This is a genomic window from Trichocoleus sp. ST-U2, assembly GCF_039961875.1.
Lineage (GTDB): Bacteria > Cyanobacteriota > Cyanobacteriia > Cyanobacteriales > FACHB-T130 > FACHB-T130.
This window is the reverse complement of sequence record NZ_JAMPJY010000011.1, coordinates 131,954-144,405: the sequence shown is the minus strand read 5'-3', so window position 1 is coordinate 144,405 and position 12,452 is coordinate 131,954. Positions and strand designations below refer to the sequence as shown.

General features: G+C 46.0%; 12 protein-coding genes and 1 pseudogene. 8 read left to right on the top strand and 5 right to left on the bottom strand.

Annotated features, from left to right (window positions below):
- Positions 1–147: 147 nt before the first annotated feature.
- The 4 genes from NC996_RS10285 (at position 148) to glsA (ending at position 3,085) form a co-directional block, all read left to right on the top strand.
- Positions 148–330 (top strand): hypothetical protein, encoded by a 183-nt coding sequence (locus tag NC996_RS10285; RefSeq protein WP_190682676.1) that lies wholly within the window; start codon positions 148–150, stop codon positions 328–330.
- 35 nt (positions 331–365) lie between these two features.
- Positions 366–1,160, top strand: a complete 795-nt coding sequence (locus NC996_RS10280) for a cobalt-precorrin-6A reductase (protein ID WP_190682675.1) — start codon at positions 366–368, stop codon at positions 1,158–1,160.
- 44 nt (positions 1,161–1,204) lie between these two features.
- Entirely contained in the window at positions 1,205–2,032 is an 828-nt protein-coding gene (locus NC996_RS10275) for a PHP domain-containing protein (RefSeq protein ID WP_190682672.1), read from the top strand.
- 63 nt (positions 2,033–2,095) lie between these two features.
- Positions 2,096–3,085 (top strand): glutaminase A, encoded by a 990-nt coding sequence (gene glsA, locus NC996_RS10270; RefSeq protein WP_190675995.1) that lies wholly within the window; start codon positions 2,096–2,098, stop codon positions 3,083–3,085.
- 249 nt (positions 3,086–3,334) lie between these two features.
- On the opposite strand, the gene NC996_RS10265 is transcribed toward glsA, so the two are convergent.
- Together NC996_RS10265 and NC996_RS10260 are read right to left on the bottom strand one after the other, a co-directional pair.
- Positions 3,335–4,330, bottom strand: coding sequence for a hypothetical protein (locus tag NC996_RS10265; RefSeq protein ID WP_190430206.1), 996 nt, complete (start codon positions 4,328–4,330; stop codon positions 3,335–3,337).
- A gap of 167 nt (positions 4,331–4,497) precedes the next feature.
- A complete protein-coding gene (locus NC996_RS10260) occupies positions 4,498–4,725 on the bottom strand; it encodes a hypothetical protein (protein WP_190412080.1) in 228 nt (75 codons plus the stop codon).
- A 343-nt stretch (positions 4,726–5,068) separates the two neighbouring features.
- Between NC996_RS10260 and NC996_RS10255 the strand changes: the two genes are divergently transcribed.
- Positions 5,069–6,664: an Hsp70 family protein gene (locus tag NC996_RS10255; protein ID WP_190682669.1), complete on the top strand. Its 1,596-nt coding sequence runs from the start codon at positions 5,069–5,071 to the stop codon at positions 6,662–6,664.
- 209 nt (positions 6,665–6,873) lie between these two features.
- Here the strand turns inward: NC996_RS10255 and NC996_RS10250 are convergent.
- The 3 genes and pseudogenes from NC996_RS10250 to NC996_RS10240 all read right to left on the bottom strand — a co-directional run.
- Positions 6,874–7,236: pseudogene (locus tag NC996_RS10250) on the bottom strand (L,D-transpeptidase); the annotation flags it as partial.
- A 498-nt stretch (positions 7,237–7,734) separates the two neighbouring features.
- The gene (locus tag NC996_RS10245; protein ID WP_190430208.1) at positions 7,735–8,247 is read right to left on the bottom strand and encodes a L,D-transpeptidase; all 513 of its coding nucleotides are present in this window, start codon (positions 8,245–8,247) and stop codon (positions 7,735–7,737) included.
- A 104-nt stretch (positions 8,248–8,351) separates the two neighbouring features.
- A complete protein-coding gene (locus NC996_RS10240; RefSeq protein ID WP_190682666.1) occupies positions 8,352–9,005 on the bottom strand; it encodes a bifunctional 4-hydroxy-2-oxoglutarate aldolase/2-dehydro-3-deoxy-phosphogluconate aldolase in 654 nt (217 codons plus the stop codon).
- Positions 9,006–9,355: 350 nt separating this feature from the next.
- On the opposite strand from NC996_RS10240, the gene NC996_RS10235 reads away from it, so the two are divergent.
- The 3 genes from NC996_RS10235 (at position 9,356) to NC996_RS10225 (ending at position 11,963) form a co-directional block, all read left to right on the top strand.
- Positions 9,356–10,279 (top strand): DUF2382 domain-containing protein, encoded by a 924-nt coding sequence (locus NC996_RS10235; RefSeq protein ID WP_190430210.1) that lies wholly within the window; start codon positions 9,356–9,358, stop codon positions 10,277–10,279.
- A 149-nt stretch (positions 10,280–10,428) separates the two neighbouring features.
- Positions 10,429–10,638, top strand: a complete 210-nt coding sequence (locus tag NC996_RS10230) for an acetyltransferase (protein WP_190412075.1) — start codon at positions 10,429–10,431, stop codon at positions 10,636–10,638.
- A gap of 341 nt (positions 10,639–10,979) precedes the next feature.
- Complete coding sequence (locus NC996_RS10225; RefSeq protein ID WP_190682663.1) at positions 10,980–11,963, top strand: DUF2382 domain-containing protein; 984 nt, start codon at positions 10,980–10,982, stop codon at positions 11,961–11,963.
- Positions 11,964–12,452: the final 489 nt, after the last annotated feature.

Below are 12,452 nucleotides of genomic sequence, written 5' to 3'. Positions count from 1 at the left end.
CTAGCTTACACTTGAGAGATGAAGCAGAATGTTCTAATCTTCTGGAACTGCCCAAGGTGGATGTCTCAAACAGTGTTGGAAAGATTAACAGTTGCTGGTGGCGACAAAAATGCAGTCAGTTTTAATGGGTTAATGAGGATTGTTTGAATGGGTACGTTATTAGGCTTATTATTTCTAGGGGCTTATGGATACGGCGGATGGAGATTCTGGAAGGGGTTTCGCCGGACGAATTTCAGCCAAGGTCGGCTCGTTCTGGCTCTCTTATGGCCTGCTTTGATAATTGGCAATAAATCCTATCGTCAGAACTTTAGAAAAGCACTCAAGGGATAGAGGAAGGATAAAGGGTGAGGGATGAATCAGAAACAATGAATTCTTCATCCTTTGAGCAACGCCTGTGGCTAATTGGGGGCACTCAGGAGAGTGCCGAGTTAGCAAAGGCGATCGCTCGTTTCCATCTACCCTGCATTGTTACTGTCACCACAGAAGCCGCTAGAACGCTGTATCCATCAATACCCTCCTTGCAAGTTTGGGTGGGCTATCTGCATGCAGCGCAGTTGGATTGGTTTTTAAAAGAGCAGGGAATTGTGGCGATTTTGGATGCGTCTCATCCCTATGCGGCGGAGATTTCCAAGATAGCGATCGCAACTGCCCAAAAGCAACAGATTCCCTATCTCCGCTACGAGCGTCCGGTTATTGATGCAAGCTTACAGAAGCAGTGGGTAATAGAGCTAGATAGTTTCGACACGCTTTTATCTGGAGACTACCTACAAGGGCAACGGGTGCTACTGACAATTGGTTATCGAAGCTTGTCCCGGTTCCGTCCTTGGCAAGAAAAGTCTACTTTATTTGCCCGAATTCTTCCTTCCGTAACAGCGCTGGAAGCAGCTTTACAATCAGGGTTTACACCCGATAAACTGATTGCGATTCGCCCTCCTATCTCTACTGAATTGGAAACGGCACTTTGGCGTCAGTGGGACATTTCCCTGGTGGTGACGAAAGCATCGGGAACTGCTGGGGGAGAAGATATCAAGCGCAGAGTTTCCGCAGAGTTAGGCATTCCTTTAGTTGCGATCGCTCGTCCAGAAGTTGCGTATCCTCAGCAAACCAGCGACTTGAAAACAGCGCTAGAGTTCTGCCAAGACATCTTTCGTCGAGTTTAGTCCGCCACAATCCTACCGAGCGTGAATCAAGCGACAATTAAAGAATGCTAGAACTACACTGCCACACCACATACTCAGACGGCACCCTCACACCCAGCGAACTCGTTAACGCGGCGATGAGTGCCGGAGTCCGCGCCCTTGCCATTACCGATCACGATACGATGAATGGCTGGGATGAGGCGTTTGCTGCTGCCAAACTGCATAACCTGGAAATTGTCCCCGGATTGGAACTCAGCACCGTTCACAACCATTGTTCCTTACATATTTTGGGCTTTTACCCAGATGCACAGAAGCTGCGAGAACCTTTGGGCGATCGCCTAGAAGGACGGAAACGGCGATCGCAACAAATGGTCGCTAAACTGGCAGAATTAGGCTACCCGATTCAGTTACCTGAATTAGGCGAAGGCATGGCACCAGGGCGTCCTCATATTGCGACTGCCCTCGTGAAAGCCGGTTATTTTCAGTCATCGCGGGAAGCTTTCGATCGTCTGCTGGGGGATGATAAACCAGCTTATGTGCATTACGAGAAATTCTCGATTGTTGAAGGGATTGCCATGTTACGTTCTTGTGGTGCCGTCCCTGTCTGGGCGCATCCCTACCTGTTCCGAGGCGGTGATGTGAAGGAAGTGCTGAAAGAATTGGTTGCTGCTGGGTTAATGGGCGTTGAGGTTTATCATCCCAACCACAGCGCCAAAGAAATTCAAAATCTCAAAAAGTTGTGTGCTGAATATGGCTTACTGATGACAGGCGGCAGCGATTATCATGGCCCCAGTCCCGATCCCAAAACTCCAGATCGCAGTACGCTGAATATGCTTCAGGTACCGTTAGATTTGCTTGAACCCATCAAACAGGCGGCGGCAAGTTTACGTTAATTTCTAATCGCTAGTGTCACCCGAAACAATTAGCGATTACCCATTCCTTATTACCAATTACCAATGGCAAGTGCCATCCTGCAAGACTTTCTCAACGACTTGCACCTCAAGTACAAGTCAATTCATGAAGGTGTATTGGCAAACTATATCCCGGAACTCGCCAAGGCAAACCCGGATTGGTTTGGGATATGCATTGTCACCGTGGATGGTCAAGTTTATGAAATCGGCGATTGCGAACAGTTGTTCACCCTTCAGTCGATTTCCAAAGCATTTGTATATGGAATGGCGCTGGAAGATCATGGGCGCGATTATGTTGTAAAGAGGGTAGGAGTGGAACCCACCGGCGATGCTTTTAACTCAATTATTAAGCTGGATGAATCCTCAAAGCGACCGTATAACCCAATGGTAAATGCGGGAGCGATCGCTACCACCAGTTTAATTAAAGGAGTGGGACCAACTGAGCGCTTAAACCGGATGCTGGATATGTTTCAGCGTTACGTTGGACACAACCTATTTATTGATATGTCCGTGTTCATGTCAGAGCGAACGACCGGGCATCGCAACCGAGCAATGGCGCATCTGATGCTCAATTTTGGCATGATCGACGCGAAAATTGACGAGGCACTGGATTTGTACTTTCAGCAGTGTTCTTTGATGGTGAATTGCCGCGATTTGGCAGTGATGGCAGCGACTCTTGCGAACAACGGCATGAACCCGATCACCCAGGAGCGTGCGGTTGATTCCCGTTATATCAGAGATATTTTGACAGTCATGTACACTTGCGGGATGTATGACTTTGCCGGAGAGTGGGCGTATAAAGTGGGTCTTCCCGCTAAAAGTGGAGTATCGGGCGGACTGATTGTGGTTGTGCCACAGCAAATGGGCATTGCAATTTTTTCACCCCCGCTAGACTCGCACGGCAGCAGCGTCAGGGGAATAAAGGTGTCTGAGGAACTATCAGAGAAGTTTGGGTTACATTTATTTGACTTGCAGACAGATAGATCCCGTTTGCTGGATACTTTGTGCAACAAGCAAGAAACTGAATCTGAATAGAACCGCCGCCATGAGCCTGGAGATAAATTCCACAGCCAGAAGCAATGTTAAGCTAAATTAAACTGACTGAGTGAGCGTTGAACCCGTTTTGATGGGTTACGAGCTTTCAGCCCAAACTTTAGTTTAGAGCCTTAGTTTAAGACTGAAATCAGTGCCATTCAACTGAACCTGAATAGCACCGATCTTTAGCCGAAATTCCGTAGCCTGAACCCTGGGAATGAAACCCAGCAACCGTTAGATTCCGCTGTCTTAGCTTAAAAGGGTAGCTTCTTGCGACGCATCAATCGCTTTAATTGCTTTGGTTTCCGAGGATTCTATACTCGAACCGTAGAGGTCTACAAATCTTTGAAAGAGCCACATTGTTTCATGATTTGAAACCCTATTTAAGCTAACCAAACGCTGTATATTTCTTTCAGCTAGTTTCTGTAGGTAAGGCAAATCTTCAAAGAGTGTCAAACAAGAGGCAAAATGCAAGATAAATTGCAATAAAGGTCTGGGCCACTCCAAATCGCTGTAAATGTCTACGAGGAACTTATGTTCGGTGTCGCTGAGCGGAATGGCATTGAAAATTACAACGATCCTTTTGCCATTGTAAACGGGAATGCTGAGTTCAACCGTATAGGGACTATGCAATGTTAAGTCCACTTCAACGATAGGTTGTCTCCAAATTCTTAAAGGATTAATTGGAGAATCTAAAACAGTTTGGAATTTCACCATTCCACCGATGGCTGTAGGCTGGAAATGACTCACATTAATAACCCGTAAATTATTCAGGCTAAAGTTGTGAATACTTTCCAGATGTTTTAAATTTAATAAATGATAGATTTGGCATACGTAGGGAAAAGGTAGAATATATTCCTGCCCTATCATATGCTGATGCTGCTCTTGCAATTCAAGCATTCTAGCTTGAACTGTAGATAAATATCCTTCATCTTGGTAAGGATTTACATCGGCTTGGTAGTTTTGGATTGTGCCTAAACTATCGCCCGTTAAGTTTTGATCGGGTCTTAAATACAGCCAACTTAGGAAGAAAAAAGAAGCTGTAAATAAGTGGATAACTTCTATTACTGATAAATAGCCATCAGCAAAGGAAGCAACCGTTCTATCGGTGAGTCCGAATAGCCAAGAGGGAATTCCAAATACCCAAATTCCATTCTTGAAGTTGGTGATAAATAGAGAAATCTCTAGGTATTGATTATTGTTTATGAGTTTAAAGTCAGTGTTTTGAAGAATATTGCTAGACATAATAATTCAAAAGATTGAGATTTTTCTATTGATTTATGCTTGGCTTTAGCACTCCTAATGGTGCTTGGAAGCTTGTATAGAAGCGATCGCGTTTGGGATCGTCTACTTCATCTAGTGCCATTGGCACTAGATACACCTCTGGAAAAAACCTCCGAATGCCACCTGTCTTAAACCTGTTTTTGCCTTGAGGTTGGCTTTAAAAGCAGCCAACTTACAAAGAAAAACGTCGCCGTGCCTAGTTGCGCGATGTCAATGACAGAAAGATATCCATCTGACAATGAAGCGATACTTCTATCGGTAATTCCAAATAGCCAGAAGGAAATACCGAAGAACCATAGACCAATTTTGAAGTTTGCTAAGAAATTAGCAGCTTCTGTTGGTTGCTGGTTATTCATCTTTTCAGCCCTTTTTCTAAAAATACTGAATGGTCATCTAGCGATTAAAGGGCTTGAGGACTTTTGATAACTCCTGACATTCCCCTTGACACTTCTATGTTAAAAAATGTTTCTTTTACTTGCCATGCGTCCAAAGAGGGAGTTGTTAAAATACCAGAGAAATCGACAAAAGGCAAGAAAATGTATATTAAACTACTAAAAAAGCTATAACCTCGACAGCATAGAGGTTTAGTAGCCTTTAAGTCAGACAAAAAAAGCAGGAAAACTGAGTTTGAAGGGAAACAGGGAGATTCGTTGATAAAATCCTTGAGGACGTGATGCCGGTTTGTCGGTGTGAAGCTGAATGGCGATCGCAATTGATTTTGGAACTAGCAATACGGTTATCGCTCGCTGGAATCCAGCCCTCCAGCAACCAGAAACCGTGAGTTTACCTGGGTTATCGGTCATCGCTGGGCAGAATCCCCCCCTAATTCCCAGTTTGCTCTATGTTGAGGATGCGGCACTCTCGACGGTGGTGGTGGGGCAAGCTGTACGCGATCGCGGTCTCGATCTCACTAGCGATGCCCGCTTTTTCCGTAGCTTTAAACGAGGAATTGGGGCTGATATTCAAGGATTCCTCCCAGAATTAGATGGGCAGTTCGTTACTTTTGAGCAAGTCGGACAATGGTTCCTCAACCAGCTGATTGAGAAACTCCATGCTGTTACTCCCGATGTGGGACAGTCTCTGGTATTAACGGTGCCAGTAGACAGCTTTGAAGCTTACCGAAAGTGGCTGGGACAGGTATGCCAATCTCTTCCGGTAGAACAAGTGCGGATGTTGGATGAACCGACAGCCGCTGCTTTGGGCTATGGAATGAAAGATGGGGGCGTGGTACTGGTGGTAGATTTTGGCGGCGGGACGCTGGATCTTTCCCTGGTGCGGCTGGATATGACAGAAACTCAGAAGCCACTGGGTTTTATTCTCAAATGGGGAAAAAAACAGCTAGCTGAAAAGTCCGGACAGAAGGCAAAAACTGCGCGGGTATTAGCGAAAGCCGGACAAAATTTAGGCGGTTCGGATCTGGATAACTGGGTTGTTGATTATTTCGCCAAAACTCAGGGATTGAAGCCGACCCCTTTGACGACACGACTGGCAGAACGGTTAAAAATTCAGTTATCTGTGCAAACCGAAGCGAACGAGGTTTATTTTAATGATGAAACTTTTGAGAGTTACGAATTAGAACTCAATCGCGATCGCTTTGAAGCCATCCTCACAGAACACCAATTTTTTGCTCGCTTAGACGAGTCAATGACTCAAGTGTTGCAGCAAGCGCGTCGGCAAGGCATCGAAGTGTCAGATATTGATGCTGTCTTATTAGTGGGCGGGACTGTACAAATCCCCGCCGTACAGACGTGGGTGCAGCAATACTTTGACTCCAGCAAAATTCGTTGCGATCGCCCGTTTGAAGCGATCGCGCAAGGTGCCCTGCAACTGAGTCAAGGCGTCGAACTGCAAGATTTTCTCTACCACAGCTATGGCATCCGCTACTGGGATCGCCGGAATAACCGCCACAACTGGCATCAACTGATTAATTCAGGTCAAGCTTACCCGATGAGCCAACCTGTGGAATTAGTTCTAGGTGCTTCGGTGGAAAACCAACCCAGCATCGAATTAATTGTCGGAGAGTTAGGTGCTGAAACAGGTGGAACTGAAGTGTATTTCGATGGCGATCGCTTAATCACCCGTCGTCTGGGCAGCGACCAGACATCGGTACAACCCCTCAACGACCGCCAGGGTGCCCGTACCATTGCCAATTTGACACCACCAGGGTACCCAGGAAGCGATCGCATTAAACTTCTGTTTCGCGTCGATCGAGAGCGCTTCCTGCGAATCACCGTTGAAGACCTGCTGACCAATCAAACTTTATTAGACAATCAGCCGGTCGTTGAGCTGAGCTAGGTTTGGGTCATCAGTCCTTATCCAATCCAGTTGATTACCCGCAATTAAGAAGAACCCCACCAACAGAGCGATCGCCTTTTGCTCCCGCTCCCACTCCGGCTCCAGCTCCCCTCCCTGCTTGCGGGGAGGGGTTGGGGGACTCGGGGTCCCCTCTGGGGATAGGGGGCGGGGGTTCTTTGATGACGCTATTTGATATTACCCGTTACCCCTTAACGACGGACAACCACCTTTGTGCCATGTGAGGCGAAGCTGTACAACTTGCGAGCTTGAGCGACTGGCACATTGACACAGCCGTGGCTGACTGGGGTACCAAAGCGGTTATGCCAGTACGCTCCATGAATGGCATAGCCGCCGGAGTAGTACATCGTGTAGGGTACATTGGGAACGTTGTAGTCTCTTCCTCGCATGCGAGCCGTGCGGTGCTTTGATTGAATCCTGAAAGTCCCGACGCGAGTGGGGGTGGAGCGCTTACCACTGGAAATTCGGACAGAATAAACCCGTCTTCCACCTTCCCAGGCAATTAACCGTTGCTTTGAAAGGTTTACTTCAATCCAGCGCCGTTGCGATCGCCGAGCGCGAAGACTGTTACTGGCGACTCTTGTACGACGAACCCTGTTGCTGGCGACTCTTCTACGAACGCGAGCCTTGTTGCTGGCAATTCTTCTGCCTCGGCGAACCCTGTTGCTGGCGGCTGTTCTCCGAACTCGGATGCGCTTCCGCATGGCTCTGCGCGATCGCACCGATCTTCTCGTCGATGGCTGTTCGGCTGTCTCCCTTGCCCTGACTGACTTTGATGCTGACAGAGCGGGCGTTGACCAAGAAAACAAAGTCGCAAAGATCAGGGCAATACTTGCCCAGAAGGTTCCAGAACGACGTAACCAAGCAAAGCAAATTTGGCTTTTAATGACACACCTCACTTTCGGGTCTAGGAAAGTAGCTAAGGTTAGGTTTCCCTATCTGATAGTTAGCTAAAACCATCTTTAGATAGATTTTGGGAATCTATTCCAGATTTTTCCATAAAAGAGGGTTCTAGAGCCAAAAAAACTATTTATTTTTATTTACTTTCCTTCTTACTTATGGACAACGACGGGCGTCCCCACCGCAGCCCAGTTAAATAGCCATTTAGAATGATTAACGGCTACATTGATGCAACCGTGGCTAACGGGAGTTCCAAACCGGCGATGCCAATAAGCACCGTGGATGGCATAACCACCGTGGTAATACATCGTGTAAGGAACATTCGGAACATCATAATCAGCCCCGCGCATCCTGGCAGACCGATGTTTAGATTTAATCGCAAACGTGCCGGTGCGAGTGGGGGTTGAACGTTTGCCGGTAGAAACAACCACTGCATAGACGGGTTTTCCACCTTCCCAGGCAACCAGTCGTTGCTTGGATAGGTCAATCTGAATCCAGCGTTGATCGGATTGTTGCAACTCCTGCATTTTTGCAGCCACAATCGGCTGCTTTGTTTGAGCGATCGCGGGTGCGAAAGCAGCATCCAAAGCCGTAAGCGCCACCACCGCCCCAGCAAAAAATGCAACTGGGCGATGCAGCAAATTAGCAGAAATGATGCTTTTCATGGCAAATCATCTCACTCGGTGGATCGGTTTGAAAAATTCAGCGAAAAGCTCTGATTAGCTGCTAGGAGCAACTAATGTCGGTCTTTTATTAGCTCAATCGTAACTCAGCTGGTGGATTCATTCACTAATTGCATCAGAGTTTGAGCGCGTTTGGCGATCGCCTCCCATCCAGAGGACGAGGCATTGGCTTCCCAGTTTTGGGGAAATAAACTGCCGGAAAGTCCGACCGCGATCGCTCCAGCCGCGAGAAAGGCTTTAGCATTTTCTACCGTGACCCCCCCAGTCGGAATTAAGGGAATATGTCCTAATGGCCCTTGCAGACTTTTGATGTAGCTGGCACCGCCTACCGCTTGGACGGGGAACACTTTGACACAACTGGCACCGGCTTGCCACGCGGTGACAATTTCCGTTGGAGACAGCGCCCCCGGCACCATCGGCACGCCCCTATCCATAGCTATCTGAATTAAGATTGGGTCAACATGGGGAGTAAAGACGAATTGGGCACCGGCAGCGATCGCGTCTTTAAGCTGTTCCCGATTTAATACAGTGCCCGTGCCAATCGTACACGCGGGTAATTGCGATCGCAAATCACCAATCAATTCTGCGGGGTTGTCGCTATTCCAAGTAATTTCAATCAACTGCATTCCCCCAGACGCAACCGCATGAGCCATTTGGCGACCCAGCTCCATCTGCGGTGCGCGAATGACTGCGATCGCACGGTGCTTTTGCACCTGCTTGAACCACGACTGATTATACATCCTCATTTTCTACCGTTAGGCAGATTAATTTTTGAACTTTTTAGATACTATTAGCTATTTCTGATTTAATTCTTACTTGTTTTTCAGCCCTTAGGAATACGCATTTGTTTATCTTAACTTGCTCTTAATTAATATTTCTTAATATTTTTAGCTATCAGTTACTGCCTAAAAAACTCAAGCTCAACCACCAAGTTACATTTTCAATAACTCAAGTTTAAATATTGAAATCCTTTGATTTAATTTTTGCAGGAGTTACTTAACGCGAGTTAATTCAGTCGCTAGGGAGATGGAAACACTTAATAAAATTAATAAAATCGCAAATATAGAAATAATTTTGAGGAAACAAAACCATGCCTCTTTTAAAACTCACTGACTTTGATCCAAACTACAGCGAGACTTTTGAAGGAGATGACCTTCATGGAATGGGGGTCTATTCAGAAAGTAGTACCGACGATAAAATTGGAACCGTTAGCGATGTTCTAGTTGATGAAGAAGGTCATTTCCGTTATTTAGTTGTTGACCTAGGCTTTTGGATTTTTGGCAAAAAAGTTTTACTACCAATTGGTCGTTCGCGAATCGATTACAACACGGATCGGGTTTATGCCATTGGCATGACCAGAGAGCAAGCAGAAGCTTTACCAGAGTTCAACGAAGCTACCAGGACTGATTACGACTATGAAGAACGGGTAAGAGGCGTTTATCGCACTCCCTCTACTGGAGCCTCTGCTACCTCTGCTAACGTTGATGCAGCACCTGTTGTTGATACCTCCTATGCAGCGGCTACGCCTAACATTGACGCTTACGATCGGAGTACCTACAACTATCAGCAAGAGCCGAATTTGTACGGACTGAACGATCGGGATCATCAAACTCTCAGACTGTACCAAGAGCGGTTGATTGCTAACAAAACTCGCGTTAAAACCGGGGAAGTTACGGTTGGTAAGCACATTGAAACCGAAACTGCACGAGTGTCAGTACCAGTTGAAAAAGAGCGAGTGGTGATTGAGCGAGTTACTCCAGCAGATGCTGGAACAGCCGTAACTCCTGGCGAAGCTGATTTCCGCGAAGGGGAAGTTGCCCGCGTGGAAATCTACGAAGAAACTCCTGACATTCACAAAGAAGCTTTTGTGCGTGAGGAAGTCAGAGTTAAGAAAGTTGTAGATCACGAAACAGTTGACGCAGAAGAAACGATTCGTCGTGAAGAGTTAGATGTGAATACGGACGGGCAAGCTACTATTAACCGCCCTACTAACTTACCTTCTGATCGGATTTAAGAAGCCCTCCAACGAGCGATTAAGTCACCGATGATTTAAGCGAGTAAAAACCATGCAGGCAGGGCAAATTATTAGCTCTGCCTGCACCTTTAGAGGTAGGGTTTTCCTACCACTAACTTGCACCTGATAACCTAATTTAGAAAGTCTTCATGTTTCTCAAAAACAAACAAACCGGCGATTTGATAGAAGTTCTCGATATTGAGGAGCTGTTCAACCCTAATAATGATGCAATTTCTGGGCGAGATCAAGCAGGGCAGGAGGAACAGGAAAAAGCTTCTTTTGAGAAGAAAGAATTAATTTTTCCTTCTGGAGAAAGCCTACCTCGCTGTTGGATGGATGCCAACTATACAACCACCTAATTTTCAATAAAACGCTTAAGCATTATCGGGTGTTTATTCGTCAAGTCTTGCTAGAAACTTTTGAGTTTAGGAAAAGGGCTGCAAATTTTGAAATGGCGGATATGGGATTGTATTACCATTGTCTTTTGTCGGTTGGGTAACGATTAGTCACACAACGCAATCGAAAATTCGTTACTAACAAAGCGAATATGCTCCTGGTAAAGATCCCCTTTCCCCATGCCTAATCCAAAATCTAAACTTCAAACTGGGATGATGACTTGCTTGTTATCTATATAAACACCCGTTCATAAATGGAATAAAAAATCGAATTTTGCTTCAAGATCGTTTAGGAAGTTTTTAAAATGAACCATCAAATGCTAGCACAAGGGCAAGGAGCAAGGCGAAACGATGTCAGAATTAATGTCTTGCTAAATAAATTGCAAAGTAAACTTAAATCTTTTGCAGTCAGAGATCGGGAAAATTTGCTGTTAGGAAAGGTGAAGGATGTAAATCTCGATTCAGACCGTCAGCTAAACTTAGTGATATCTCAAGAAGGGCTAAATCAAAATGCCCCATTATTTCTCATCCGAAGCAAGCATATCCAGCAGGTGGACTCGTCTACAAAAACTCTGTTTGTAGACATTAGCAAAGCGGAAACCCAGTATTTGCCTGAATATGTACCCTTAGAAAAAACAACGGATGTAGAGCCTTTAGAAACTTCACCAATCTCAACGAAAGCTGAGTGGGAAGTAACAGATGCCTCAACTGCTTCTTTCATAGCAACGCCAGATGAATTAAATAATCACCCAGAAGAACTGGAGCAAACTAGTATGCCAGAGGATGCTTCTAATACTTTTAGTACAGAGTCAGAAGTTGTCGAGGAAGAAATCTTCCGGTTGTTAGAAGAACGATTAGTCATTGACAGCAACAAACATAAAGTCGGTGAAGTTATCGTTCGCAAAGAAATCGAAACGCGCATGGTAGAGGTGCCAGTCCGCCGCGAAATTCTAATTGTTGAACAAATCAGCCCCGAACACAAACAGCTTGCAGAAATTGATTTAGGACAAGGAGAAATTCCTGGTCTTGAGCTGATTGAAGCAGCTATCGGCGCTAAATCTACAAGTATCGACGCTAAAACTACAAGTTTAGATACTCAGCCAACAGTTAGAGGTGAGTTTGATTCACCGAGAACAGCAAGTCGAATTTTAGATGCGATCGCGCATCAGCGTGGGCATGGGTGTGCCAAAGTCCGAGTGGAAATCATTCTAGAAGACGCAGAACATCAGGCAACTTACCAGGAATGGTTTGATCGCTGTTCAATCAAGCCATCGTCAAATGGAAAGTAACCCGGTTGAGATATTAAAGTGTGATACCAGTTTCTGAAGATTAGAAACGTGGTACTTGGGTGATAGGGAACTGCTAACTGGGAGCATCCCAATGCATCATGCGCCTACACCCTGAAGGGTGGAGGCTTGCGAGGACAACGGCTGCCGGGAACAGACTAAGAATTTTAGCCTGCTCCCGGCAAACTTCGTTTATGTAGCCCCACGCTAGAAACGTGGGGGCGTATCTCAGCAATACAGGGCATGCTCGCTTGTAACATTCCCAATCTCCGATCGCGTTTGCGATCGCCTACCCTTTTTGATTGCTCTACAACAGCTCCTTCCTTGCCCCCGAACTTCACAGAGATGGGGGAATTTTTTCCATTTGGTCTGCTATTTTGTTTTGCGTGCAAGAAGGTAGGGAGGCTTTTATCGTTTTGCTTTGTACCTCAGTAAGGAATCAAGAGAACAATTCTCAGCCTACAAGGACTGGGCTGGAAATCGGAATTAATT

Coding starts and splice junctions, on each gene's coding strand:
- NC996_RS10240 (WP_190682666.1), bottom strand. CDS start 9,005: ATGTATAATCAGTCGTGGTTCAAGCAGGTGCAAAAGCACCGTGCGATC.
- NC996_RS10260 (WP_190412080.1), bottom strand. CDS start 4,725: ATGAATAACCAGCAACCAACAGAAGCTGCTAATTTCTTAGCAAACTTC.
- NC996_RS10245 (WP_190430208.1), bottom strand. CDS start 8,247: ATGAAAAGCATCATTTCTGCTAATTTGCTGCATCGCCCAGTTGCATTT.
- NC996_RS10235 (WP_190430210.1), top strand. CDS start 9,356: ATGCCTCTTTTAAAACTCACTGACTTTGATCCAAACTACAGCGAGACT.
- NC996_RS10285 (WP_190682676.1), top strand. CDS start 148: ATGGGTACGTTATTAGGCTTATTATTTCTAGGGGCTTATGGATACGGC.
- NC996_RS10230 (WP_190412075.1), top strand. CDS start 10,429: ATGTTTCTCAAAAACAAACAAACCGGCGATTTGATAGAAGTTCTCGAT.
- NC996_RS10265 (WP_190430206.1), bottom strand. CDS start 4,330: ATGTCTAGCAATATTCTTCAAAACACTGACTTTAAACTCATAAACAAT.
- NC996_RS10255 (WP_190682669.1), top strand. CDS start 5,069: ATGGCGATCGCAATTGATTTTGGAACTAGCAATACGGTTATCGCTCGC.
- NC996_RS10280 (WP_190682675.1), top strand. CDS start 366: ATGAATTCTTCATCCTTTGAGCAACGCCTGTGGCTAATTGGGGGCACT.
- NC996_RS10275 (WP_190682672.1), top strand. CDS start 1,205: ATGCTAGAACTACACTGCCACACCACATACTCAGACGGCACCCTCACA.
- glsA (WP_190675995.1), top strand. CDS start 2,096: ATGGCAAGTGCCATCCTGCAAGACTTTCTCAACGACTTGCACCTCAAG.
- NC996_RS10225 (WP_190682663.1), top strand. CDS start 10,980: ATGAACCATCAAATGCTAGCACAAGGGCAAGGAGCAAGGCGAAACGAT.